Genomic DNA, 24,587 nt, shown 5'->3' with positions numbered 1-24,587 from the left:
AAATCGACTCACTGTGTCTGATTCACGCCATGCCCCCGAGACCCCGCAGCCGGTTCGCGCCAAGGGTGAGCCCCGGTTCCCCGACGGCCCGAAGGCCGATCCCGCCGGGTCGCACTTCGAGCGGCGCATCCGGAGTTTCCAGCCGCGCCGGAGCCGGGTCACCACCGGGCAGGCGGACGCGCTGCAGCGACTGTGGCCGAAGTGGGGACTGGACATCGACGGACAGCGGGTCATCGACCTCGCCGAGCTGTTCGGGAACACCCGCCCCGTCGTCCTGGAGATCGGTTTCGGCATGGGCGAGGCCACCGCCCAGATGGCCGCCGCCGACCCGGACACCAACATCCTCGCCGTCGACGTCCACACCCCCGGCCAGGGAAACCTGCTCGGTCTCGCCGAACGGAACGGTCTGTCCAACATCCGCGTGGGCAACGGCGACGCGATCATCCTGCTGCGCGAGATGCTCGCCCCCGACTCCCTTGCCGGACTGCGCGTCTACTTCCCCGACCCCTGGCCGAAGAAGCGGCACCACAAGCGCCGCCTGATCCAGCCGGAGTTCCTCTCCCTGGCCGCGTCCCGCCTCGCGCCGGGCGCCGTCGTGCACTGCGCCACCGACTGGGAGCCGTACGCGGAGCAGATGCTCGAGGTCCTCACCGCGCACCCCTGCTTCGAGAACACCGTGGCCGGCGGCGGTTTCGCGCCGCGCCCCGCCCACCGGCCACTGACCCGTTTCGAGGGCCAGGGACTGGACAAGGGACATGTGGTGAACGACTTGCTCTTCCGTCGCGTACAGGAGCTTCCCCCCACCGGTTAGGGTCCATGCCGTGGCCACCTGTCCCCCGTATCCGACGCGTCCGCCCACCCTCGCGCACACGCGTCCGCACTGGTGGCAGCGCACCTGGGTGCGCTACGGCGCGCTGATCACCCTGCTCGCGCTCTCCGGCCTGGTGATCCTGGCCCTGGTGCGCGAGCAGACCGGCACCCAGGGGTTCCTGGTGGGGCTGGGGCTGGCGGTCTTTCCCGTGCCGCTGCTCATAGCCGCCTTCCGCTGGCTGGACCGGGTCGATCCCGGCCCCTGGCGGAACCTGCTGTTCTCCTTCGCCTGGGGCGCCTGCGCGGCGGCGCTGATAGCGATCATCGCCAACAGCTTCGCGACGCGGTGGATAGCGACGGCCACCGCCGACCCCACCGGCGCGGACACCCTGGGCGCCACCGTGATAGCGCCGGTCGTGGAGGAGTCCGCCAAGGCCGCGGCCGTCCTGCTCGTCTTCCTCTTCCGCAGGCGGGACTTCACCGGCATCGTCGACGGCGTCGTCATAGCGGGTGTCACCGCCACCGGCTTCGCCTTCACCGAGAACATCCTCTACCTGGGCACCGCCTTCGGCACCGACCAGCTCACCGGCGACCGGGGCATCGCCTCCGTGACCGCGGCGACCTTCTTCGTCCGCGTCGTCATGTCGCCGTTCGCCCACCCGCTGTTCACCGTGCTCACCGGCATCGGCTTCGGCGTCGCCGCGCTCCGTGCCGACCGCCGCCCCCTGCGCCGCGTCCTGCTCCCCCTGTCCGGCCTGCTGCTCGCGATGGGCATGCACGCGCTGTGGAACGGCTCGGCCGCGCTCGGCGAGTACGGCTTCTTCGCCGTGTACGCGGCGTTCATGGTGCCGGTCTTCGGCCTGCTGACCTGGCTGGCGATCTGGTCCCGGCAGCGCGGACTCGCCGCCGTGCGGACCGAGCTGCCCGTCTACGTGGTGGCCGGCTGGCTGGCACCGGCCGAACCGTTCGCGCTCGGCTCGATGCGCGCGCGCCGCATCGCCCGGCAGCACGCCCGCCGTCACGCCGGGAAACCGGCGGCGCGGGCGGTGGCGGAGTACGAGGCGTACGCGACCTCGCTGGCGTTCCTGCGGCAACGGGGGCGCAAGGGCCGGGCGGGCGCCGACTACGTCGTGCGGGAGGGGGAGTTGCTGACCGAGCTGTGGCACCGGCGGGGGGTGGCGCGCCCGGCACTGGATTACGCGGCCCGGGCCACGGCGCCGCCCCTCCCGGTGGCCGTACCGCCCTGGCCGGCGTACGGGCCGCACGCGGCACCGGTGCGGTACACCGCGCAGCCCCCGTACGTCACCTCGTACGCCGCGCCCGCCTACGCGCCCGGCACCGCGTACCCGCTCCACAACCCGTACCGGACGTGACGCGGGCGGAGGGCGGGGACGGAGGGGCGAAGCCCCTCGGCCCCCTCGGACCCTCCCCCCGGCGCGCCCCTCAGGCGGATGCCTCAGGCGGAGGCCTCCGTCAGCCTCCGCACCTCCGCCTCCGTCAGCTCCACGTCCGCCATCCCGAGCAGCGCCGGCAGTTGCTCGACCGTCCGCGCGGACGCGATCGGCGCGGCCACCGTCGGCTGGGCCGCCAGCCAGGCCAGGGCCACCGTGGCGACCGGCACGCCGTGGGCCTCGGAGATCTCGTCCAGGGCGGTGAGCACCCGTCGGCCGCGCTCGCTCTGCAGGTGCTTCGCGGCACCGCCCGCCCGCGGGCTGTCGACGGTCGTCCCGGGCCGGTACTTGCCCGTGAGGAAGCCGGAGGCGAGGGCGTAGTACGGAACGGCGGCCAGACCGGACCGTTCGGCGAGGTCGCGCAGCTCGCCCTCGTAGGTGTCGCGCGAGACCAGGTTGTAGTGGGGCTGCAGGGCCACGTACCGGGCGAGGCCCTCGCGGTCGGAGAACTCCAGGGACGCCGCGAGCCGCTCGGCCGTGATGTTGGAGGCGGCGATGTACCGGACCTTGCCCGCGCGCACCAGGTCGTCGAGCGCGCCGATGATCTCCTCGACCGGCACCTCGGGCTTGTCGAAGTGCGTGTAGTAGAGGTCGATGTGGTCGGTGCCCAGGCGGCGCAGGGAGGCGTCGGCCGCGGCCTTGATGTTGGCGGCGGACAGGCCGGGGTACTCCGGGTGCTGGCTGACCTTCGTGGCGATCACGACGTCGGCGCGGTTGCCGCGTGCCGCGAGCCACTTGCCGATGAGGGTCTCGGACTCGCCGCCGCTGTTGCCCTCGACCCACGCGGAGTAGGAGTCGGCGGTGTCGACGAAGTTGCCGCCGGCGGCGGTGTAGGCGTCGAGGACGGCGAAGGAGGTGTCCTGATCGGCGGTCCAGCCGAAGACGTTGCCGCCGAGGGAGAGCGGGAAGACCTCGAGGTCGGAGGAACCGAGCTTGCGCAGAGAAGTCATGTCCTACGACAACAACCGCCCCGGAACTGGTCATTCCGAGGCGGTGCAAAGAACGCGCAAACCGGTGGTCCCGGTGTCGGGGGGCGTGGCCGGGGCCGCCGTGGTTCCCGGGGGCGGCGCCGTCGGACGTCCCGTTCTCAGATGGTGAGGCCCTTGCCCTGCAGCCATGCGGCCGGGTCGATCCCGCCCTCGGCGCCGCCGGCGTGGACCTCGAAGTGGAGGTGCGGCCCGGTGACGTTGCCCGTGGCGCCCACGCGGCCGATGACGTCACCGGTGTTGACCTGCTGGCCGACGCTGACGTTGATCGACGACTGGTGGCAGAACCACAGCTCGGTGCCGTCGTCCAGGGTCAGGATCGTGCGGTAACCGTAGGCGCCGGCCCAGCCCGCCTCGGTGATCGTGCCGGTGTGGACGGCCTTGATGAGGGTGCCCGTGGGCGCGGCGAAGTCGAGGCCGGTGTGGTGGCCGGAGGACCACATGGAACCGGCCTGGCCGAAGGTGGAGGTGATCGTGTACGAGGAGGTCGGCAGCGTGAACTGCTTGGCCAGCTCGGCGAGCCGCTCGGCCTCGGCCTTCTTCGCGGCCTCCTCCTCCGCCTTCTTCTTGGCGGCGGCGGCCTTGGCCTCGGCCTCCTTCGCCGCCTTCGCGGCGGCCTCGGCGGCCTCCTTCTCGGCCTTGGCGGCGGCCTCGGCGGCGGCCTTGGTCTCGACCTGGACCTGCTGCTGCTCGGCCTGCTGCATGATGCGCGCCCGCAGGGCCTCACCGGCGTCGGTGGAGCCCTCGGCGGCGTCGGTGGTGGTCACGCCGATGCCGCTGAGCGGGGTGGCGGAGCCCTGGGGCTCCGGTTCGTCGGCGGAGATGTCGGGGATCAGCGAGCCGACGTTCGGCAGGTCGGGCATCGAGATCGGCATCGGCGGCTTGCCGGTCTGGGCGCTGGCCATGCCGCCCGCTCCGACGGCCGCGATGACGCCGACGCCGAGGACGGTGGAGCTACGGGCGAGTCCGCCGCGCTGCTTGGCGACGCGGTGCCGGCCGCGTACGGGACGGATGGACTCCGCGGTGGGGTTCCACTCCTCCCAGGGGCCCTCGTCGGCGCGGTGCACGTCGTGGCCGAAGGCCTCGGTGTCGTGCCCGCTCGGCACGAACGGGGCCTCGGGGGCAGGCCGGTTGGACGCCACGTGGGCGCACTCCTTTCCTTCCTTCCGCCTACCGGGTTAGCTGACGGGTTCGGAGCAGGAAGGTCTCCTACGCGCGTATACCTGCCGTGTCTCCACGGCGGCGTACGCCCGATTCACCCCAAAGTGGTGGTTCCCCGGTTCCCTCGTGGGATTCGGCGCGTGCGCACGGAGCCGCCTTCTGTGACGGCTGGGACGACCGCGCTGCGTTATCGAACGTTAATAGACGGGAGGCGTCGATTCCAAGCCGTTCCGCTTGATCGTTAAAGATTCCGGCCCGGACGTACTCCTCACGAGGGGCGAAAAGGGGGCGAGTTGACCACTCTTCAGATAACAACTTCACATCACACGTTTCTGACGTCGCATCAACTGCTATGCGGAGGGGTGTCGCGCCGTCACCGACCGTGACGCCGATCGGGACGACGATCGGGACCGCCGCACCGCTCAGTGCCGCCGCACCGCTCAGTGCCGGTGTACCGCTCAGTGCCGGCGTACGGCGAGCAGCGCCATGTCGTCCGCCATGCCGCCCCCGGAATGCCGCCGCACCTCGTCGGCGAGGATGTCGAGCAGTTCGGCCGGATGCCGGAAGGCGCGGCCGGCCAGCCGCGCCGGGGGGTCGTAGAACCGGCCGTGGGCGTCGCGGGCCTCGGACAGCCCGTCGGTGTAGAGCAGCAGCGTGGCACCGGAGGGGAAGCCGGTCACCTCCGCCCGGTCGGGCCACACCCCCAGCTCGCCCATCCCGAGCGGCAGCGCGAACTCCCCGGCCTGCACCGGCTGAACGGTGCCGTCGGCGTGCAGCAGCAGGGGCGGCGGGTGGCCGCGGTTGACGATGCGCACGGTTCCCTCGCCGTGCGGGAGCTCGGCGAGGACGGCGGTGGTGAATCCCTCGAAGGCGTCCAGTCCGTCGCGTCGGGTTCCCTCGCGCGCCAGTGCCCGCTCCAGCCGCTGCGCGACCGCCTCCAGCGTCGCCTCCTGCTCGGCGGCCTCCCGGAAGGCACCGATCACCACGGCGACGGCGGCCACCGCACCCATGCCCTTGCCGCGCACGTCACCGACGATGAGCCGCACGCCGTGAGGGCTGTCCTGCACCGCGTAGAGGTCGCCGCCGATGAAGGCGTCGGCCTGCGCCGCCTCGTAGCGGGCGGCGATCTCGAAGCCGCCGATCCGCCCGGCGGGCTCGGGCAGGACGGCGCGCTGGGCCGCCTCGGCGATCTCACGGGTGGAGGCGAGGCGCGCGTCGGTGCGGCGGACGAAGGCGTTCACGAAGACGGCGAGGGCGGCGACCGTCGTGATGGTGATCAGTTCGGTGAGCGAGTCCACGTAGTGGGCGACGCCCTTGCTCAGCTGGAGCCCGATGACGGCCGCGACCACGGCGGCACCGGTGAGCGCGGTGCCGCGCCGCGAGTAGACGGGGGCCGCCACCAGGGGCGCGGCCGTGTAGAGGGGCCCGGCGGTGAAGTACCGGGGGGTGAAGACGTCGTACAGGACGGCCACGACGATCAGCAGGACGGGGAGCAGGCGCACGAGGGTCCGGCCGTACGGGGTCCACCACCGTTTCCGCCCGGGGGACGGTACGGGCACCGGGGCGGCACCGAGGCCGGGATCGGGCACCGGGTCGCCGGGCAACCGGCCACCGGCCCTGGCACACGGTTCGTCGTCGTCCACCTCACCTGGCCACACCACTCGTCTCCCGCCGCCCCTGCACGTCCACGCCGCTTGCCGTCCTGGCCTCCAGGTTTCCCGGAGGAGGGGCGGGGAGCGAGCCGTGAGGACCGGTCGGGTGACGGACACGCGAATACACCGAAGGCCGGAATCCTTGAGGATTCCGGCCTTCGGCCTTGAGTAGCGGGGACAGGATTTGAACCTGCGACCTCTGGGTTATGAGCCCAGCGAGCTACCGAGCTGCTCCACCCCGCGTCGTTGTGTCTCCAGTGTACGTCATGTCGGGACCGGAACGCACACGCGTATCTCAGGAGCTGTAGGTTCCGGGTCTGCGTTGGCGGTGTCGGTCGATCTCTAGCAGTCGGCTGGCAATCTTCCGGGGCGCGTTAGCAGCACCTGTGGTCGGTGGTGGTCAGCCCCGGGAACTTCTCGGTCATCCGGCCTCTTGGTCCTGGGCGGCTTCTTACGGTCAGCTCATGGTCACCGAGCGTACAAGCGTGAGGGCCGGCAGTCAGAGTCCGCGACGGCTTCGATCCGGTACGAGGACGACTCGGTACGCCGCGTGGAATTCAGCCAGCTCACGAAGCAGAGCACCTGCTCAGCCTCCTGGACGCAGCGCGATCCTCCGTCACCCGACAGGCGGCTCGACCAGCATCACGACGCGGTCCGCCCCGATGTCGAACCCGAAGACCGGACGGCCCCCGTGACCGCCCTCGGCAGACATCAGCACCGGCTTGCCCGACCGGCGACCGATCGCAGCGAGGAATCCGCACAGGGCATCAAGTGGCTCCTGCTGTCGGCGTACGGATCGATGTACATAGCTGCGTACGGATGGACGTGCACAGCGATGCGTACGTGCACTGCTTCGATCCGAGTGAGAGGGCGCAGCTTGTTCACATGTTCTGGCCGTGGTGATCCACAAGGGCAGTGAGGAGTCGGGCCAACTGCTCGCGTTCCGACGGGGTCAGTGGCGCAAGCACCTCGTTCTCCACCTCGGTAAGCAGTTTGTCCAGCTTCAGTAGTTGCCGGTGCCCCTGCTTGGTGACAGCGATGACGTTCTGCCGGCGATCGGCAGGGTTGGGTGAGCGTTCCACCAGTCCGCGTTCGGTCAGCTCGTTGATCACCGTGACCATGTCGCTGCGGTAGATCCCCGTGCGGCGACTCAGCTCCGCCTGGCTGGCGGGTCCGAACTCGTCCAGCGTGGCGAGCGCCGCGTAATGCCACTTGCGGGCGCCCGCGCCCGCCAACTCCTGGTTCACCAGACGATCCGAGTGGATCGCGGCCAGTGACAGAAGCCGGGTCCCCAGATTCCGCAGCCGCGCGGCAGTGGCCAGGCGGTCGGTCGAGGTCGCCATGTCGGGCGTGCTATCGCTCATGCCGCGATCGTACGTTGCGTTAGTCCCACTAACAAACTATCGTCGCCGGCGAGAGGAGCGTTAGTGGGACTAACGATTTGCGCCAAACGCTGGCTGTCCGAACGTCTGGACGCCAAACGAAGCCTCTGGAGTTGAGACCATGATCAAGCCGTTCCGCATCGACATCCCCCAGGCCGACCTCGACGACCTGACCGACCGGCTCTCCCGCGCCCGTTGGCCCAACGAGGTCGCCGACGCCGGGTGGGACTACGGCTTCCCGCTGGCGCGGCTCAAGGAGCTGGCCGAATACTGGCGCACCGGCTACGACTGGCGCGAGCACGAGGCCAAGCTCAACGAGCTTGCGCACTTCACCACCGAGATCGACGGCCAGAACATCCACTTCGTCCACGTCCGGTCTGCGAAACCGGACGCGCTCGCGCTGATCCTCACTCACGGCTGGCCCGGTTCGTTCCTGGAGTTCCTCGACGTGATCGAGCCGTTGTCGCGTGACTTCCACCTGGTGATTCCGTCCATCCCTGGTTACGGCTTCTCCGGGCCGACCCACGAGCGCGGCTGGGATATGGTCCGGGTCGCGCGGGCCTGGGCTGAGCTCATGCGACGTCTCGGGTACGAGCGCTATGGTGCGCAGGGTGGCGACTTCGGCTCGGGCATCTCGACGGCGCTCGGCGCGGTGGCACCCGAGCAGGTCGTCGGGGTGCACGTCAACTACCTGCCGACCCGGCCGGCCCCGGACGCCGACATCGAACTGTCCGAAACGGATGAAGCCAGGCTGGACAAGATCAGGCAGCTGATGGCGAACCGTCCGCCGTACCAGGCTCTGCAGGCCCTCACCCCGCAGACCATCGGCTACGCGCTGACCGACTCGCCGGTCGGCCAGCTGGCCTGGATCGCCGAGCGCTTCGCACAGTGGACCGATCCTCGCTCGCCGATCAGTGACGAGCGGATGCTCACCGACATCTCGCTGTACTGGCTGACCGCCACCGCGGCTTCCTCGGCGCGGCTGCACCACGAGGCTCCGCGGCGGATCGAGCCGTGCCCGGTACCGGTTGGTGTGGCGGTGTTCGCGCACGACATCACGCAGTCGGTGCGACCGCTGGCCGAGCGGCTGTACGACATCAGGCACTGGTCGGAGTTCGAGCGCGGCGGCCACTTCGCCGCTATGGAGGTGCCGGACCTGCTCGCCGAGGACGTCCGGGACTTCTTCCTCACCCAAATCAAGTACGACCACCGGGCCGCCACCCGCTAGGACACACTGCTGGCCGTGAACTCCCGACTACCGGAGCGGCCACGCGATTGCTAAAGATCGGCCGATCGACACACTGCTAACGCGACGCGGAATCCGCAGTCTCAGCAGGACCTCCTGCTGACGAAGCGGCCGAACCTACAAGGAGTCCGGCAGGTGACGGTTCGGGCCCTTCGCCGACGCCTCGTACTCCGGCAGGACGACGACGGCGGCGCCCCCGGCGGCGAGCACCCCGCTGCCGTCGGCACCCGGCACGAACGTGTCCGGCTCCCGCCAGGCGGTGACCACGCGGCGCACCCCGGCGTCGAGGATCAGCCGGGCGCAGGGCGCGGGCCGGGAGGCACGGCGGGCGCACGGTTCCAGGCTGCTGTACACCGTGGCGGTGGTGAGCCGCGGGTCGGCCGGATCGACCTTGGCGAGCGCGGCCTCCTCGGCGTGCACGACCGGGTCCCCGCCCTCCCGCGAGTGCCCGCGCGCGAGCTCCGTGCCGTCGGCGGCGACGACCACCGCCCCCACGCTGAACGCCGTGCCGGACGGCGGACACAGCTCGGCCAGTTCGCAGGCGAGCGCCAGCCAGTGCCGGTCGGCGGCGGTCACGTGGCCGCCGGTGCCCGGGGCGGTCGGCCGGTAGCGCATGAGCACGACGTCCTCGATCCGCCGCGTCTCCACCAGCCTGAGCCGCCCGCGCTGGTAGTCGCCGGGCCCGAACAGCCGGGGGGCGTCCGGGTCGCCGACGAACAGCGGGGCGAGGACGAGCTGCAGTTCGTCGGCGAGCCCCTGCTGCACCAGCCGGCTGTGCACGGTCCCCCCGCCCTCCACCATCAGCCGCCGCACGCCCCGCCGGTCGTGCAGGAACTCCAGCGCCGTCCGCCAGTCGAACGGGTCCCCGAGCGGCACGACGTCGGCGGCGATCCCGAGCGCGTGGGCCCGCCGGGCGCCCTCGCCGGTGGTCAGGAGGACCTTGTCCCCGCCGGTGTGCCAGAAGGCCGCCGCCGGGTCCAGTTCGCCCGATCCGCTGACCGTGACCTTCAGCGGGTACTCCGGCTTCCCCGCGGCGGCCCGGGCGGCCCGTCGCCCGGGTGAGTTCACCAGCAGCCGCGGATTGTCGGCCCGGATCGTCCCGGCGCCGACCAGGATCGCGTCGACGGACGCCCGCACCTCGTCGACCCGGTCGAAATCGGCCGGGGAGGACAGCAGGAGCCGCTCGGGACCGGTGTCGTCCAGGTAGCCGTCGAGGGACACGGCGGCGGAGAGGATGACGTACGGGAGGGGCATGGGCGTACTCCGGTGAGGCGGGCGGACGGGCGCCGGGTGCGGCGGGGGCAACCCTAGGCGCCCGTGCCGCCGGCGTCCGTTTCCGCCCTCCGGCGACGGGGGGCCGGCACCGGACCGGCCATCCCGCCGGAGGACCGGCCCGCCCGCCGAGTACGGTGTCGCTCGGCTCGCCGCTCGACGTGCTGCGCAGGAGCTCCGCGGACGAGGGCTCGTCGTCACCGTTCGCGGCAAGGGCTCCTTCGCTTCACCGGGGGAGCGGGGTCCGCGATCGCGGTGATCCAGGTCACTGCGGCGTGCGTCCTCGTGATGTTCGCCGTGTGCGGCGCGCTGTAGGTAGGGGTCACCCGTGTGACGAGTGTGCCCCACGTGACTTTTTCCGAGGCCCTCCGCGGGCTTCCTATGGGGTGGATGTGTCATGAGTCGTCGTACGTCGCATGCGTACAGACCGTTGAGCATGAAGAGACGGGCGTGGCTGACGCTCGGCGCTGTGGTTCTCGGGGGCGGGGGCGTGGTGACGTACGCGGTCGCCAGCCCGTCCGACGATCCCGGTGCGACGGGCCGGGCCAAGCGGCCCGTGAAGGTCTACGACCTCGCGCTGAAGGGGACCGCGCGCGGCAAGCGGGAGCTGCCGCGCACGGGCACCAGGCAGTTCTCGCTGGTCGGCGTCTCCTGGTCGGGGCCCGTCGAGGGGCTCGACGGCACGGCGCAGGTGCGCACTCGCGAGCTGGAGAGCGGTGAGTGGAGCGCCTGGCAGGACCTCGAGGTGAACATCGACCCGCCGGAGGACCCGGAGGCCGGAATGCGCGGCGCGTCCGAGCCGCTGTGGGTCGGCCCCTCCGACGGCGTCGAGGCCCAGGTCCTCCACGAGGACGGCACCACCGGCACGCTGCCCAAGGGGCTCGAGGTCAACCTGGTCGATCCGGGCGTGGTGACCAAGGCCGAGACCGAGGCGACCGATCCGGCGGCGTTCGTCGCCGAGGAGAGCGACCCGGCGGCCACCCCCACCGACACCACGGCACTCGCCGGCACTACGGCCGTGACGCCGGCGGACGACGGGACCACCACGTCCCCCGCACCGACCGGTTCGCCGTCCGCCCCGTCGTCCACCACGCCCAAGCCCCCGCTCACCTCGCGCGCCGGCTGGGGCGCCGACGAGTCGCTCAGCCCGGACCCGTCCGAGTACAACGCCGACGTGAAGGCCGTCTTCGTCCACCACACCGACGGGGCCAACGACTACTCCTGCGCCGACTCCGCGTCGATCGTGCGGGGCATCTACGCGTACCACACGCAGGTCAACGGCTGGAACGACATCGGCTACAACTTCCTGGTCGACAAGTGCGGCACCGTCTTCGAGGGCCGCAAGGGCGGCGCCGACCTGCCGGTGCTCGGTGCGCACACCTACGGCTGGAACCGCGAGGCCGCTGGCATCGCGGTCCTCGGCGAGTACGCCTCCGCCCCCGCCTCCAACGCCGCGCTGGCCTCCGTCGCCCGCGTCGCCGCCTGGAAGCTCGGCCAGTACGGCGCCGACCCGGCCGGGACGGTGCAGCTCAGCGCCGGGGCGAGCCAGAAGAACTACTTCGGCACCGGATTCGTCACGGGCACCAAGTACACCTTCAACCGGATCTCCGGCCACCGCGACGGCTACAACACCCAGTGCCCCGGCAACTCCCTCTACGCCCAGCTGCCGACCATCCGCGCCTGGGCGGCCGGCCCGGTGCAGGGGCTGAAGGTGACCTCGGTCGGCGGCGCGGGCCTGTCCGGCACGACGTACTACACCAGGGGCGCCCTCAGCGTGAAGTGGGCGGCCACCACGCCCGCGTCGCTCGTCAAGAACTTCCAGCTGCTGGTCGACGGCAAGGCCGTCGTCACCGCTTCCGGTACGGCCACCTCCGCGAGCACGACCCTGCCTCCGGGCAGCCACACCGTCGCGGTGCGGGCGGTGCACCAGTCCGGCAGGACCGTGACCACCGCCACGCTGAAGGTCGTCGCGGAGACGACCGCGCCCACCTTCAGCACCACGCCGAGGCTCTCCCTGCGCACCGGCACGGTCAACACCGCCGCCGTCCCGGTCACGCTCGGCTGGAAGGCGGCCGACGACAAGGCGCTGCGCGGGGTGAAGCTGCTGACCCCGGCGGCCGCGTCCTTCGGGCCGACCACCACGGCCTCCAACCGCACCGCCGCGTCCGGCAAGACCGTCGGCTGGTCGATGCAGGCATACGACTACGCCGGCAACTACCGCAACGCCTCCGCCTCCTACACGCCGGTCATCCTGCAGGAGACGTCGGCGGTGAGGTCCGGCAGCTGGACGAGCCGTTCCTCCTCCAGCTACCTGGGCGGCAAGTCGTACTCCAGCGGCTCCAAGGGCGCCGCGCTCACCTGGACCTTCACCGGCCGTTCCGCCTCCTGGGTGGTCTCCCGGGCCTCCAGCTCGGGCCAGGTGTACGTCTACGTCGACGGCGTCAAGGTCAGCACGGTCGACCTGAAGTCCTCCACCACCCAGTACCGGCAGGCGATCTGGACGAAGACCTGGTCCGGCAGCGCCAAGCACACCGTCAAGATCGTCGTGGTCGGCACCAGCGGCCGTCCCACCATCACCACCGACGGTCTCGTCTACATCAAGTGACGTCGGTCCCTCGTCCGACGAGGGAGCGACGCCACAGCGGCCCTGGTCCCGCCCTGGTCAACCAGGCGGGACCAGGGCCGGAGGACCGGGGGCCGGGATGAGCGGTTCGCCCGACCGGCCGTGCACCGGGAACAGGCGGCCGCCGGGGAGCCGCTCGAGAAACCACATCCACCGGCGCAGGACGCCGTCCCGCGCCACCCACGCGAGGGACGGCCCCTCGACCACGGGGCGGGAGCAGCGGCGACGGCGCCGTCGCGGGGTACCCATGCCGCATGAGCCCCGAACCCGCGCGGCTGGACGTGGTCGGCGTGGTCGTCCTCGGCATGATCACCGCACTGGGCGGCGGCTTCGTCCGTGACGTCCTCATCGACTCGCTGCCACCCGCCACCCTCCTGGACTGGCGCTACTACACACTCGCCGCCGCCGGCGGCCTGATCGCCTTCGCGCTCAGCAGGCACCTGCGCCGGATCGAGGCGGCGATCACCGTGCTCGACGCGGTCGGCCTGAGCATCTTCGCGGTGATCGGCGCGAGCAAGGCACGGGACGCCGGGCTGGGCGTCGCGCCCGCGATCCTGCTGGGAGTGATCACCGCAGTGGGCGGGGGGACGATCCGCGACACGCTCGTCCGCCGGATCCCGACGGTGCTGAGCAGCGGCCTGTACGCCATCCCCGCCCTGGTGGGCGCGGCGGTGACCGTCACCACCATCGAGACGGCCCTCTACGGCCTCCCGGCCGCGCTGGGAGCGGCGACGGCCTGCTTCCTGGTCCGTGTCATCGGCCTCCGCTTCCGCCTCGACGCGCCCGAACCCCCCGACCACGACCACCAGGACGGTGCCGAACTTGGCCGTGAGCTTGTCGAGGACGGCCCGCAGCTTCGGTTCGCTGTTGGGCAGCTGCTCGTCGAAGACCGTCTTCCCGGCCGGGGTCAGACCGTGGCCGTGATGCGTCTGCTTGCCGACGTCCAGGCCCAGGAAGACACCCACTGCGTCGATGCTGATCACCGTGCCCCCACATGTGTCGACGCGTGCCGGCCCCCAGGGTCGGGTGCCGTTCTCGCGCAGCCACGTTATGCAGACCTGCCGCCCGGACACGGCCGGGCATTGCACCCGGCCGGGCGGCGGTCGGACCTCTGATCAGCGTCTCCGACGGCACCCCTCGGACCCGATGGCACCACCCCCCAGGTCATCCCATCGACAGGGAGCAACAGTCATGCCGGGCCCGGGGGCCAACGGCCCTCTTGCAGGACCGCGAAGAAGATAACGGGGCGGCGTCACGACGGAACGGGATCCACCGCAGAGGTGGCCTGCGGTAGGCGGACGACTGCCTCGAGGGACGTGGCGAGCATCGCCCGGCCACCCGGCGGCAAGGCCCTCCCACAGGCCTCCGGCACAGCCGAATCCTCTCCGCGGACACCACCCTCCCGGCACGTCGACACCGAACCCGGCTCATCACGAGACCGGTGGGCCACCCGGACGAGAGCCGCTTTCCGGCACCGGCCTGAGTACGGGTACTCAGACCCGCTGGTGGCCGGTACCGATGCCCCGTCACAAGACGGTCATTAGCGTACGGCCCGACCACCGACATCACACGGCCACACGTTCACGAAGACATCCACTCGACAGTCCGCGGCAGGGGGGCCACGCATGGCGTGGGACGAATGGGAACAGTTGAAGGCCGCAGCGGCCGAACGCGACAGCGCGCAGATGCAGCTGAACCAGTTACCGGCCGAGCGGAGCGGCGGAACCGGCGACCTCATCTCGAACAAGCCGGCCTGGACCAGGGCCGGCACGGACATCGGCTCGCTGCGGGAGGACATCGGCAAGGCCACGGCAAAACTCAAGGACGGCCAGACGGGCCTCGGCAGCGACACCGGCTGCCTGACCGCCGCCGCTCAGAAGGACGTCTACAGCTCCTGGGAGACCTACGTCGAGAAGGTCAGCGGACGCTGCGGGAAGCTCTCGGGCCTGCTGGTGAAGGCGGGCAACGACCAGTTGAAGACAGACCAGTCGGTCGAGGCCGAGCTCACCAAGCTCGTGGTGACGTACGCGGACACGCCGCCCGTGGGCGGGCAGGACAAGGGGCGGTAACCGGACATCATGGATCTCGCGACGCTCAAAGCCCTCAAGCCGACCCAGTACTCCGAAGCGGCCGACGGTTACCGCAGCACCTCCGACATGGCGAGCACGGTCAAGGACCGCATCGAAAACCAGACAGCGGTGGCCATGAGGAACCAGCTGAAGGGCAAGGCCGCCACCACGGCGGTCACGCAGTTGGGGGAGCTGAGCCGGAACTTCCACTACATCCAGACGCAGTGCGGCCTCGTCAGCACCGCTCTCGAAGCGTTCTCCTACGAGATGGAAGCGGCCAAGCGGAAACTCGACACGGCCCTGGAGAACGCCAAGGCGGCCAACCTCACCGTGAACCCCGACGGATCGGTCACCTACCCGCCCGGCGGCCAGAAGGGCGAGGACGGCAAGACCCCGGACGGTGGCACGGTGAGCGGCCTGACGGACAGCACGGCCTCGGCCGTCGGTCGGCAGGCAGCCAACTTCGACCCCAACCCCCACCACCGCCTCGCCCAGGACTGCGCCGACCTGATCGCCACCGCACTCAAGGAGGCGACCGAGGCCGACGAAAAATGGGCCCCGAAGCTGCGGGCCCTCAAAGCGGACGACGACCTCACCGTCTCCGACGCGGACTGGGCCGATACCAAGGAGGACACCACCAGTGTCCTCAAGGGCGCCAATGGCTACTTGGACTCCTTCAGCGAGCCACCCAGGAATGGGACACCTGAGGAGAACGCCAAATGGTGGGGCGGACTTACCGAAGAGCAACGTGCCGCCTACATGGCAGTGCATCCGGACACAATCGGCTGGATGGATGGCCTTCCCGCACCAGTGCGGGACGAGGCGAATCGAACCGTGCTCGCCGAAGCGCACGGCGTGGCACAGACTGAGCTTGATTCCTGGATAGCAAAGGAACCCAAGCCGGCCTACGTCGAGCGAGAGATCATCAATGCCCAGACAGGTGAGCGATGGATAGCGAAAGTACCCACAGATGATTGGCTCGCATGGGAAAGCAGACGGAAAGAGTTGCAGCACCCCCTCGACGGCATGCAAGCGATCCAGGACCGTTTCGACGCGACCGGCACAAAAGGACTTCCGGAAGCATATCTATTGGGCTTCAGTGCCGACGGAGACGGTCGCGCCATTATCGCGAACGGTAACCCTGACACCGCAGACCACACCGCGGTATACGTCCCAGGGACAACGGCGGACTTGGGGAATATAAAGGGAGACATCGACCGGATGGTCAATGTCTGGAAAGCAGCCGAAAGCAAGGTTGACACTGAGTCCATTTCGACTATCACGTGGTTGGGTTATGACGCACCTGACAGTGTGGCAAAGGATGCCCCCTTCGAACACTACGCGTACGACGGGGCGCCAGCTTTCCGAAACTTTATGAATGGGCTCGACACATCACATGCCGGAGGCCCTTCGCACACAACTGTTATCGCCCATTCGTACGGCACGACTCTCGTCGGCGCGGCAGCCCAAACGGGGCGACTCAATGCGGATGACATCATTTTCGCGGGCAGTCCTGGCGTCAAGGTGTCTGGCGCCGATGAACTGGACGTACCCAAAGGACACGTGTGGAATCAGGAAGCCGACGGTGACGTGGTCCCGGACATCGGCCGTTGGGGGCACGGCGGAGACGGCTTCATTATCCCCAGTGATCCTTCGTTCGGCGCCAACCAGATGATCACTGACACCGAAGGTCACAGTGATTACTGGAAAGCAAAGAAAGAGAGCCTGCTGTATCAGGCACTAGTTGTCGTCGGCAAGGGGGACGATGTACCACTGAAGTCGCCACCGAACCCATGGGAACACGTTAAGTAGGAGCTGATGTGACGTCTCGACCGAGCGCCGCCCTCGAACCCGCCTTGACCCTGGCCCTGGCCCTGCCCCTGGCCCTTACAACCCTCACTGGATGCAGCATGAGCAAGGACGAATCCGATAGCATTCCGTTCGCCGGAACCAGCACTTCACTTGATGCCGCCGATGAGATGGAACGAGTCTCCAGTGGTATATACGACTTGATCGGCGTGAAAGGAAAGGCATCCGACAGTCACTCGACAGTCACCGATTGCCCGGGTAAAGACAAAAACACTTACTTTCAGATTCTCCACCCCTGGAGCTTTCGCCCGACTGCGGCAAGCGACCTTGATGTAGCCATGGACCGGCTTGAAGCAGAACTGCCGAAGCACGGGTGGAACATCGTCGATTACGGGCCGGACAGCAGCAAGAACAGGAACGTGAGGATGACAGCCGACAACGACCGGGAGAAGGCCAGCGTCGTGGTCGTCAAGATGGCGAAGGAGGACCCGCCGATGTTGAGCCTGGACGTCGTGTCCGGCTGCTACAAGGTTCCAGACGGCCAAGAGATCCAGCGCTTCTAAGCATGGCGACAGCCCCTCCCGTGTGGCCGCAGCTCCGTGGCGCAGTGGGGAGAGCGCGGCCTGGTTGCGCACGCATGGTCGTGACGCTCCTGGTGGGTGCCTTAGGGGTTTCCCGGTGGGGTGGTGAGTGCGGTCAGTGCGGGGGGTCGTACTGCGTCGGCGGCGGCCGAGCCGAGCAGGAGTTCGGTCAGGTCGTGAGGCTGGGTCCGCTCACCGGTCGGTGCCGCCGCTGTGATCCGGTCCAGCCGGAAGCCGCGGCCGGCCCGGCGGGTGCGGCACCAGGCGATGAGGTACCAGCGGCCGTCGGCGGCGAGGAGTCCGGCCGGTTCCACCACGCGGTCGCTCTCGTGCCCCGCCGCGTCGGTGTAGGACAGCCGCAGCGCCACGCTGTCGGCCAAGGCCTGTTCCACCGCGGTACGGACCGCGGGGTCGACGCGCGTCGGCAGTGTGACGATCCGTGCGGCGAGTTCCTGGGCCGCCGCCGAGGCGGGGCCGGCCGTCGAGGCCACGATCTTCTGAGCCGCGGTGCGGGCCGCGCCGGCGTAGGGGGTGGAGGCGCCGGCCCCGGCGAGCGCGGCGGTCAACGCCGAGGCTTCCTCCGCGGTGAGGTGGATCGGGGGCAGGGTCATCGTCGGGTCGATCGACCAGCCGCCGCCTCGCCCGGGCGTGGTGCGTACGGGGACTCCGGTCTGCATCAATGTCTGGAGGTCCCGCTGTACCGTGCGGGCGCTGACCTCGAACCGGGTGGCGAGCGCCGCGATCGTCAGCGGCCGCGGCGCTGCCGCGCGCAGCTCTTCCACCAGCGCGTACAGCCGGGCGGTGCGGTTCATGTCGCCGACGCTACCGTCACGCGGCGGCCAGGAAGTCCCGCTCTCTCCGCAGTTCCCGCTCGGTGACGGTCAGCGGGAACAGGGTGAAGCCGTGCATCGCGCCGGCGACGACGCCAAGCCGCACGGGCGCCCCCGCCGCCCGCCACCGTGCGGCCAGGAACAGGGAGTCGTCCAACAGCGGATCCTCGGTGCCGACGACGATCCGGGCGGACGGCAGCCCGGCCAGGTCCGCGAACAGGGGCGAGACCTCCGGACTACGGCGCTGCTCCTCCCCCATCCCCGGCGTGAACAGCTCGTAGCTGCCCCGCAGGCTCTCCGTGTTGCTCAGCAGCTGTCGCGAGCCGAACCTCCGCTGGCTCGGGGTCATCGACAGGTCGTAGGGGCCGAAGAGCAGGTGGGCCGCCCGGAAGGCACCGGCGATGCCGTGCCTGTCGCGAAGGCGCAGCAGCGTCACGACGCTCAGGTGAGCACCGGCCGATTCACCGCCGATCAGCAGCCGTTCGGTACCGAACTCGGCCGCGGCGTGTGCCACCAGCCAACGGGCCGCGGCTTCACAGTCGTCGGGCCCGGCGGGAAAGGGGTGTTCCGGTGCGAGGCGGTAGTCCACGCTCACCACGGCCAGCCGTGTCCGCTCGGCGAGCCGCCAGAGCCGCTCGTCCTGTCCGCCCGCGGACCCGAACGCCCAGCCTCCTCCGTGGAGGTGCAGGTACACGCCCTCGACGTGGTCCGGCACGAAGACCCGCACGTTCACTCCGCCGTCGACGACGCGGTCCCGGCCGTGGGGCAGTCTCACCGGCGGCGTGTCACCGCCGAGCCGGTTGCGCCGCAGGAGCGCCAGCCCGGCTGCGTCGGGCATCCGTCCGCGAGCCGGCCGGCTCGCAGCGGCAACCTCGAACTGCTCGTTGAACGCCAGGGTCTCCTGGAGGCAGTCCTCATCGGTGATCGTCATGCCGTCGACGGTCCCAGCCGTCCGCGACAACACCCTGTCACCCTTTCCTTGTGACCTGAGTCACACCCGCGGTCGGAGGGGGATCGCATACCGGGGCGGCGGGGCGGTCGGGGTCCGCCGGCCGACCGAGCGGGAGGAGCGCTCCAAGACGGTCGCAAGGCTCTGCGTGCGGACCGGTCGCGAACTGCCGCGTCACCGGCAGGGAATCCGCAGGCGGCGTGCCGGCCGATCACGCATCGCTCGCGCAAGACCCCGAAAACGAAGGAGCGTCCGAGTCGGCCGAAGCCGAACCGGACGCTCCCTGGCAGGTCGAAGGGCACACAGCCTGCCTGCGCGCGGTAGGCCCTGTGGGACTCGAACCCACAACCAATGGATTAAAAGTCCACTGCTCTGCCAATTGAGCTAAGGGCCCAGGCGTTGTGTCGCGCGGTGCTGCGCGATGTTGCCACACCGAGCATAGCCCGACGCGGCCGGGACGCCGATCGGGTATCGGGGACTCGGCCGTGTCGGCGGGCGCCATGGGGGGAGTGCGATCGCCGGTCACCGGGTGGCACCGGGTGGGGACGGCGTCACGGGTCCACCGGCTCGGGGGCGTTCGCCCGGGCGGCCGCGCGGGCGCGGGTGCGTTCGTGGTCGGGGTTGAGGAACCAGTGCCGGGCCGAGGCCAGCCACCAGGTCGCGGCGAAGCCGAGGACGACCAGGACGGCGATCGGCGCGTAGTTGAAGGTCTCCCAGGTGACCGGGGAGACCTGGGGCAGCATGAACAGGACCGTGATGACGCAGACCCACGTCACCGCGACCACGCCCACCGCCCGGGACCAGCGGCCCAGGTGCCACGGCCCCCGTTCGAAGGCGGCGCCCTTGCGGACCCTCAGCAACGTCGGGATGACGTACGCGATGTAGAGGCCGATGACGGCGATCGACGTCACCGCCGCGTACGCCGTGACGTTGATCAGGTACGGCAGACCGAGGACCAGCGCGCCCAGCGCGGCCAGCCACACCGCCGCGACCGGCGTGCGGGTGCGCGGGTTCACCGTGTGCCAGACGTGGGACCAGGGCAGCGCCCCGTCGCGCGAGAAGGCGTAGATCATGCGACTGTTGGCCGTCACCGACGCCATGCCGCAGAAGAGCTGGGCCCCGATGACGACGAGGAGCAGGAGCTTGCCCGCGGTGGCGCCCAGCGCGTCCAGCAGGATCTGGGCGGGCGGCGCGCCCGTCGGGGACGCCAGGGCGCCCTCGTAGGACTGGATGGCGAAGGTGAAGCCGAGCAGGAGGACGAAGCCCGCGATCCAGGACGTCCAGATGGAGCGGACGATGCCCTTCGGACCGGCGGTGGAGGCGTCGCGGGTCTCCTCCGTCATGTGGGCGGAGGCGTCGTAGCCGGTGAAGGTGTACTGGGCCATCAGCAGGCCGATCAGGACGACGTAGACGCCGCTGCCCCAGCCCGTGTTGTTCACGAACTCGCCGAACACGAAGGACGCCGACCGGTGGTGGTCGGGCACGAAGGTCAGCGCGCCGACGATGACCGCGACGCCGAGGACGTGCCACCAGACGCTGACGCTGTTCAGCAGGCCGACGATGCGGACGCCGAAGGTGTTCAGCAGACCGTGGAGGACCAGGATCGCGGCGAAGAGCAGGATCGTGCGGCCGGGGGTGACCTCGAAGTCGAACTGGAGGTTCAGGTAGGCGCCGAGGAAGGACGCGGCGCCGAAGTCGATGCCGGCGGTGACCGCGACCTGGCCCAGCACGTTGAACCAGCCCGTGAACCAGGCCCAGGCCGCCGCCGTGCGCGGGGGTGCCAGGCGGTGCGCCCAGAAGTACAGGCCCGCCGACGTCGGGTACGCCGAGCAGATCTCGGCCATCGCCAGACCGACGAAGAGGGTCATCAGGCCGACGGCGACCCAGCCCCACGTGATGACGGCGGGGCCGCCCGTGTTCATGCCGAACAGGTAGAGGGTCAGGCAGCCGGAGAGGACGGAGATGATGGTGAAGGAGACCGCGTAGTTGGAGAACGCCGACATGCGGCGGGCCAGGACCTGGGTGTAGCCGAGCTGGGCCAGCCGTTCCTCGTCCGAGGGTCCGCTCGCCTTGGCGTCATCTGTCATGCCCCCAGCAATTCCCCCGCCGGGGACGTGACATGCGTCACTCCGCGGCCGGAAACCCGCCGCCTCGGTCGAGGAGCCCGCCCACCACGGGAAGAGCCGTGGCCCCCACCCGGTCGGGCAGGGGCCACGGCCCTCGGTGTCAGCGGCAGGCGTCAGCCGTTGCGCTTCCAGCGCGGCTTGTCGTCACGACGGCCGAAGGACGAACCGCGGTGGTCGTCACGGCGACCGAAGGGACGCTCGTGACCACCGGCGCGGAAGCCGGGGCGGTCGTCACGACGGTCGCGGTTGAACGGACGGTCGCTGCCACGGTGGCCGGGGCGGTCGTCGCGGCGGAAGCCACCACGGTCGCCGCGGTCGTCACGACGCTCGAACGAACGACCACCACGGTCATCACGACGGTCATCGCGGCGGAAGCCACCACGGTCACCGCGGTCGTCACGACGCTCGAACGAACGACCACCACGGTCATCACGACGGTCATCGCGACGGTCGTCCCGGCGGAACCCGCCCCGGTCACCCCGGTCGTCACGGCGGAAACCACCACGGTCGCCGCGGTCGTCACGACGCTCGAACGAACGACCACCACGGTCATCACGACGGTCGTCACGACGGAAGCCGCCGCGGTCACCGCGGTCGTCACGACGCTCGAACGAACGACCACCACGGTCATCACGACGGTCATCACGACGGTCGTCCCGGCGGAACCCGCCCCGGTCACCCCGGTCGTCACGGCGGAAACCACCACGGTCGTCACGACGCTCGAAGCGCTCGGTCTTCTCGACCTCACGCGGACCCGACGCCTGCGCCGGCACCGAGACCTCGGCCTCGACGGCGGCGGTGGCCACCTCGGCCAGCACCGTCTCCGGGTCCTCGCCCCGCTCCCGCGCCACGCGGGCGACCAGCCGGTCCGCCTCCTCACGCAGCTCCGCGGCACGCCGCTGGGCCCGCTCCAGCTCCTTGGTGAGCTGGGCGACCTCACGCTCGGCCTGCTGCGCCGCGTTGCCCGCGGACTCGGCCTGGACCTCGGTCATCGACCGGGCACCGGTGATCTCGGCGACCTCCGGCTCGAAGGCCGCGCCGCCCTGGATGATGTGACGCGTGGCGTCGACGCCCGCGTCCTCCATCAGCCGGAAGATCTGACGACGCTGGTGCGGCAGCGACAGGGAGACGACCGTGCCGGTGCGGCCGGCGCGGGCCGTACGGCCGGCGCGGTGCAGGTAGTCCTTGTGGTCACCGGCCGGGTCCACGTTCAGCACCAGGTCGATGCCGTCGACGTGGATGCCGCGCGCGGCGACGTCGGTGGCGACCAGGACGTTGACGTAGCCGTCCTTGAAGTCGGCCAGCGTGCGGGTGCGCGCCCCCTGGGTCATGCCGCCGTGCAGCGCGTCCGCCTTCACGCCCGCGTCGCGCAGCTGCTCGGCGACGCGGTCGGCGCCCAGCTGGGTGCGGACGAAGATGATGGTGCGGCCCTTGCGGGAGGCGATGGCCGCGGTGACCGGCGCCTTGTCCTTGGGCTTCACGATCAGGATGTGGTGCGACATGGTCGTCACCGCGCCCTGGGCGGCGTCGACCTCGTGGCTGACCGGGTTGTTCAGGTACCGGTCGACGAGGGTCTTGATCTCGTTCTCCATGGTCGCGGAGAACAGCATCCGCTGACCGCCCGGCGGCACCTGGTCGAGCAGCTCGGTGACCTCGGGCATGAAGCCCAGGTCGGACATCTGGTCGGCCTCGTCGAGAACGGCGATCTGCACGTTCTCCAGGGAGCAGGCGCCGCGGTTGATGATGTCGCGCAGACGGCCCGGCGTGGCCACCAGGATGTCGACGCCCTTCTCCAGGGCGTAGATCTGGTTGCCCATGGACGTACCGCCGCAGACGACCTTCATGCGCAGCCCGACGACGTCCCCGTAGGGCTGCAGCGCGTCGGCGACCTGCATGGCCAGCTCGCGGGTCGGAGTCAGGATGACCGCGCGCGGCTTGTGCTTCTCGGTGCGACCGCCGGCCAGCGTGGCCAGGGTCGGCAGGCCGAAGGAGAGGGTCTTGCCGGAGCCGGTGCGGCCCCGGCCGAGGATGTCCTTGCCCTCCAGCGCGTCCGGGATGGTCGCGGCCTGGATCGGGAAGGGGGTGGTCACGCCGTTCTGCGCGAGCTTGCGCACGATGCCCTCGGGCAGACCGAGGTCGGCGAAGGTGGTCTCGGGGGCGCCGGCGGTCTCGGAGGCCTCGACGGCCTCGGGAGCCTGCTGACCCTCGGAGACGCCCTCGGCGTTCTCGGGCACGACGGCGTGATCAGTACTGATGATGGACATGCGAATGCGAAACCTTCCGGAGTCTCTCGTCGGCACGCGCCCGTCAACTCCGTGAATCGCGATTCGCAATACGACCGCCTCGATGCGGTCCACCACGGCAAGGGAGAGAGTACGCGCCACACGGCGCGCTCTGCGATGGCGCCGGGCAAATGGGATCAAACGATCTACCACCATACGCACCCACCCCCCCGAATGGCAAACCGGGTAGCACATGCCCAGCTCAGCCGGTCCTTCGCCCCCGTCCCCGGGCCTCCGTCCACCCCTCCGACACCCGGCCCGGACCGCACCGCCCGGACCGCACCGCCCGGCCTACGCCGGCGCCCCCGCCTCCGGCGCCGGCTCGCGATGCGCCAACTGCGTCCCCGGCGGCTCGTGCGCCGACGAGGACGGCTCCGGCGACGGCTCCGGAGTGGGGGAGGCGGGAGGCTCCGGGGGCGGCGTCGGCTCCGGTTCCACCGTCCGCGGGGGCTCCGGGTCGGCCGTCCACGGGGGCGTCGGCTCGCCCGGTCCGTCCTTCGCCGGGGCGGAGCCGATCGGGTGCGCGGAGGGCGAACCCGAAGGAGCCGCGTCCTTGCCCCCGTCGCCCTTGCCGCGCCCCCTGTCCTCGCCCTCGCCCTTCTTGCCCTTGCCGCGGCCGTCCTCGCCCTTCCTCCCCCTGCCGTGGCCACGCCCCTCTCCGGCCGCCGCCGGGCCGTTCCCGGCCCCGCCACCCGACACCGCCGGCTCACCACCGGGCTCCTCGTCACCCCGCTCCCCGGCCGAGTGCGACGGCCCGGCGTCCCCACCGGACTCGTCACCGACGCTCATGCAGCCGGCGGCGGCGACGACGGCCACGACCGTGGCGGCCAGACGGACGGGTACGGGCAAGGGGCGCACGGCGGCCACCTCCGGGGGTCAGGAGTCGCCGTGCCCAACTCCCGCCACCCGCGACAGGACACGCGCCCCGCACCGAAGACCGTCACCCGACTCCCGGACCGCGAGCCGCGCGCCGCGGGCCGCCGCCCTCACCCGTACCCGAGAGCGTGCAGACGCGCGTCGTCGATCCCGAAGTGGTGCGCGATCTCGTGCACCACCGTCACCTCGGTCTCCGCCACCACGTCCTCACGACTGTCACAGAACCGCAGCGTCGGCCCCCGGTAGATGGTGATCCGATCCGGCAACACACCGGCGTACCACTCCCCACGCTCGGTCAGCGGCGTCCCCTCGTACAGCCCGAGCAGCTCGGGATCGTCCGCCGGCGGCTCGTCCTCCACGAACACCGCGACGTTGTCCATCAACCGCGTCAGCTCCGGCGGGATCCGGTCCAACGCCTCGGCGACCAGTTCCTCGAACTCCTCGCGCGTCATCTCCAGCACAGGCCCATTGTCGGGTACGAC

General features: G+C 70.5%; 18 protein-coding genes, 2 tRNA genes, 2 pseudogenes and 1 riboswitch. Of the genes and pseudogenes, 8 read left to right on the top strand and 14 right to left on the bottom strand.

From position 1 onward, the window contains the following. Positions 1–13 precede the first annotated feature (13 nt). Together trmB and JHAT_RS24080 are read left to right on the top strand one after the other, a co-directional pair. A complete protein-coding gene (gene trmB / locus JHAT_RS24085) occupies positions 14–811 on the top strand; it encodes a tRNA (guanosine(46)-N7)-methyltransferase TrmB (protein WP_077800334.1) in 798 nt (265 codons plus the stop codon). A gap of 10 nt (positions 812–821) precedes the next feature. Continuing rightward, a complete protein-coding gene (locus tag JHAT_RS24080; RefSeq protein ID WP_077800333.1) occupies positions 822–2,183 on the top strand; it encodes a PrsW family intramembrane metalloprotease in 1,362 nt (453 codons plus the stop codon). An 83-nt stretch (positions 2,184–2,266) separates the two neighbouring features. Here JHAT_RS24080 and JHAT_RS24075 read toward each other — a convergent pair whose 3' ends face one another. The 5 genes from JHAT_RS24075 to JHAT_RS24050 form a co-directional block, all read right to left on the bottom strand. After that, a complete protein-coding gene (locus tag JHAT_RS24075) occupies positions 2,267–3,211 on the bottom strand; it encodes an aldo/keto reductase (protein ID WP_077800332.1) in 945 nt (314 codons plus the stop codon). Between the two features lie 137 nt (positions 3,212–3,348). Next, positions 3,349–4,389, bottom strand: a complete 1,041-nt coding sequence (locus tag JHAT_RS24070; RefSeq protein ID WP_077800331.1) for a M23 family metallopeptidase — start codon at positions 4,387–4,389, stop codon at positions 3,349–3,351. Positions 4,390–4,400: 11 nt separating this feature from the next. Beyond that, positions 4,401–4,557: riboswitch (cyclic di-AMP (ydaO/yuaA leader) on the bottom strand. 309 nt (positions 4,558–4,866) lie between these two features. Continuing rightward, positions 4,867–6,066 carry a PP2C family protein-serine/threonine phosphatase gene (locus tag JHAT_RS24065; protein WP_077800341.1) on the bottom strand — a complete coding sequence of 400 codons (1,200 nt, stop codon included), beginning with the start codon at positions 6,064–6,066 and terminating at the stop codon, positions 4,867–4,869. Positions 6,067–6,229: 163 nt separating this feature from the next. Beyond that, a tRNA-Met gene (locus JHAT_RS24060) sits at positions 6,230–6,303 on the bottom strand. Between the two features lie 638 nt (positions 6,304–6,941). Then, positions 6,942–7,424: a MarR family winged helix-turn-helix transcriptional regulator gene (locus tag JHAT_RS24050; RefSeq protein WP_077800330.1), complete on the bottom strand. Its 483-nt coding sequence runs from the start codon at positions 7,422–7,424 to the stop codon at positions 6,942–6,944. Between the two features lie 139 nt (positions 7,425–7,563). On the opposite strand from JHAT_RS24050, the gene JHAT_RS24045 reads away from it, so the two are divergent. Then, positions 7,564–8,670 (top strand): epoxide hydrolase family protein, encoded by a 1,107-nt coding sequence (locus JHAT_RS24045; protein ID WP_077800329.1) that lies wholly within the window; start codon positions 7,564–7,566, stop codon positions 8,668–8,670. Between the two features lie 135 nt (positions 8,671–8,805). On the opposite strand, the gene JHAT_RS24040 is transcribed toward JHAT_RS24045, so the two are convergent. Beyond that, positions 8,806–9,942: a dihydrofolate reductase family protein gene (locus JHAT_RS24040; RefSeq protein WP_077800328.1), complete on the bottom strand. Its 1,137-nt coding sequence runs from the start codon at positions 9,940–9,942 to the stop codon at positions 8,806–8,808. A gap of 454 nt (positions 9,943–10,396) precedes the next feature. On the opposite strand from JHAT_RS24040, the gene JHAT_RS24035 reads away from it, so the two are divergent. Both JHAT_RS24035 and JHAT_RS35470 read left to right on the top strand, forming a co-directional pair. Next, the gene (locus tag JHAT_RS24035) at positions 10,397–12,565 is read left to right on the top strand and encodes an N-acetylmuramoyl-L-alanine amidase (RefSeq protein WP_171991029.1); all 2,169 of its coding nucleotides are present in this window, start codon (positions 10,397–10,399) and stop codon (positions 12,563–12,565) included. Positions 12,566–12,837: 272 nt separating this feature from the next. After that, positions 12,838–13,206: pseudogene (locus JHAT_RS35470) on the top strand (trimeric intracellular cation channel family protein); the annotation flags it as partial. A 174-nt stretch (positions 13,207–13,380) separates the two neighbouring features. Here the strand turns inward: JHAT_RS35470 and JHAT_RS24025 are convergent. Further along, positions 13,381–13,566: pseudogene (locus JHAT_RS24025) on the bottom strand (transposase); the annotation flags it as partial. 642 nt (positions 13,567–14,208) lie between these two features. Between JHAT_RS24025 and JHAT_RS24020 the strand changes: the two are divergent. The 3 genes from JHAT_RS24020 (at position 14,209) to JHAT_RS24010 (ending at position 17,024) form a co-directional block, all read left to right on the top strand. Further along, the gene (locus JHAT_RS24020) at positions 14,209–14,652 is read left to right on the top strand and encodes a hypothetical protein (RefSeq protein WP_077800326.1); all 444 of its coding nucleotides are present in this window, start codon (positions 14,209–14,211) and stop codon (positions 14,650–14,652) included. A gap of 9 nt (positions 14,653–14,661) precedes the next feature. Next, positions 14,662–16,464 (top strand): alpha/beta hydrolase, encoded by a 1,803-nt coding sequence (locus JHAT_RS24015; RefSeq protein WP_077800325.1) that lies wholly within the window; start codon positions 14,662–14,664, stop codon positions 16,462–16,464. 98 nt (positions 16,465–16,562) lie between these two features. Further along, the gene (locus JHAT_RS24010; RefSeq protein ID WP_171991028.1) at positions 16,563–17,024 is read left to right on the top strand and encodes a hypothetical protein; all 462 of its coding nucleotides are present in this window, start codon (positions 16,563–16,565) and stop codon (positions 17,022–17,024) included. Between the two features lie 101 nt (positions 17,025–17,125). Here JHAT_RS24010 and JHAT_RS24005 read toward each other — a convergent pair whose 3' ends face one another. From JHAT_RS24005 to JHAT_RS23975, 7 genes are all read right to left on the bottom strand, one after another. After that, positions 17,126–17,854, bottom strand: a complete 729-nt coding sequence (locus JHAT_RS24005; RefSeq protein ID WP_077800324.1) for a YafY family protein — start codon at positions 17,852–17,854, stop codon at positions 17,126–17,128. Between the two features lie 16 nt (positions 17,855–17,870). Beyond that, positions 17,871–18,803 (bottom strand): alpha/beta hydrolase, encoded by a 933-nt coding sequence (locus JHAT_RS24000; protein ID WP_077800323.1) that lies wholly within the window; start codon positions 18,801–18,803, stop codon positions 17,871–17,873. A 339-nt stretch (positions 18,804–19,142) separates the two neighbouring features. Then, a tRNA-Lys gene (locus tag JHAT_RS23995) sits at positions 19,143–19,215 on the bottom strand. 157 nt (positions 19,216–19,372) lie between these two features. Beyond that, positions 19,373–20,908: an amino acid permease gene (locus tag JHAT_RS23990; RefSeq protein WP_077800322.1), complete on the bottom strand. Its 1,536-nt coding sequence runs from the start codon at positions 20,906–20,908 to the stop codon at positions 19,373–19,375. Positions 20,909–21,060: 152 nt separating this feature from the next. Then, complete coding sequence (locus JHAT_RS23985) at positions 21,061–23,211, bottom strand: DEAD/DEAH box helicase (RefSeq protein ID WP_171991027.1); 2,151 nt, start codon at positions 23,209–23,211, stop codon at positions 21,061–21,063. A gap of 309 nt (positions 23,212–23,520) precedes the next feature. Next, the gene (locus JHAT_RS23980; RefSeq protein ID WP_077800339.1) at positions 23,521–24,087 is read right to left on the bottom strand and encodes a hypothetical protein; all 567 of its coding nucleotides are present in this window, start codon (positions 24,085–24,087) and stop codon (positions 23,521–23,523) included. Positions 24,088–24,215: 128 nt separating this feature from the next. Then, positions 24,216–24,566, bottom strand: coding sequence for a metallopeptidase family protein (locus tag JHAT_RS23975; protein WP_077800320.1), 351 nt, complete (start codon positions 24,564–24,566; stop codon positions 24,216–24,218). Positions 24,567–24,587: the final 21 nt, after the last annotated feature.

Source organism: Streptomyces sp. JHA26 (assembly GCF_002005565.1).
Classification (GTDB): domain Bacteria; phylum Actinomycetota; class Actinomycetes; order Streptomycetales; family Streptomycetaceae; genus Streptomyces.
This window is presented reverse-complemented; position numbering and strand designations above follow the sequence as displayed.

Excerpts from the sequence above, each read along its gene's own strand:
- JHAT_RS24005 (WP_077800324.1), bottom strand. The coding sequence starts at position 17,854 with ATGAACCGCACCGCCCGGCTGTACGCGCTGGTGGAAGAGCTGCGCGCG.
- JHAT_RS24040 (WP_077800328.1), bottom strand. The coding sequence starts at position 9,942 with ATGCCCCTCCCGTACGTCATCCTCTCCGCCGCCGTGTCCCTCGACGGC.
- JHAT_RS24075 (WP_077800332.1), bottom strand. The coding sequence starts at position 3,211 with ATGACTTCTCTGCGCAAGCTCGGTTCCTCCGACCTCGAGGTCTTCCCG.
- JHAT_RS23985 (WP_171991027.1), bottom strand. The coding sequence starts at position 23,211 with ATGTCCATCATCAGTACTGATCACGCCGTCGTGCCCGAGAACGCCGAG.
- JHAT_RS24035 (WP_171991029.1), top strand. The coding sequence starts at position 10,397 with ATGAAGAGACGGGCGTGGCTGACGCTCGGCGCTGTGGTTCTCGGGGGC.
- JHAT_RS23990 (WP_077800322.1), bottom strand. The coding sequence starts at position 20,908 with ATGACAGATGACGCCAAGGCGAGCGGACCCTCGGACGAGGAACGGCTG.
- JHAT_RS24015 (WP_077800325.1), top strand. The coding sequence starts at position 14,662 with ATGGATCTCGCGACGCTCAAAGCCCTCAAGCCGACCCAGTACTCCGAA.
- JHAT_RS24045 (WP_077800329.1), top strand. The coding sequence starts at position 7,564 with ATGATCAAGCCGTTCCGCATCGACATCCCCCAGGCCGACCTCGACGAC.
- JHAT_RS24010 (WP_171991028.1), top strand. The coding sequence starts at position 16,563 with ATGAGCAAGGACGAATCCGATAGCATTCCGTTCGCCGGAACCAGCACT.
- JHAT_RS24000 (WP_077800323.1), bottom strand. The coding sequence starts at position 18,803 with ATGACGATCACCGATGAGGACTGCCTCCAGGAGACCCTGGCGTTCAAC.
- JHAT_RS24050 (WP_077800330.1), bottom strand. The coding sequence starts at position 7,424 with ATGAGCGATAGCACGCCCGACATGGCGACCTCGACCGACCGCCTGGCC.
- JHAT_RS24020 (WP_077800326.1), top strand. The coding sequence starts at position 14,209 with ATGGCGTGGGACGAATGGGAACAGTTGAAGGCCGCAGCGGCCGAACGC.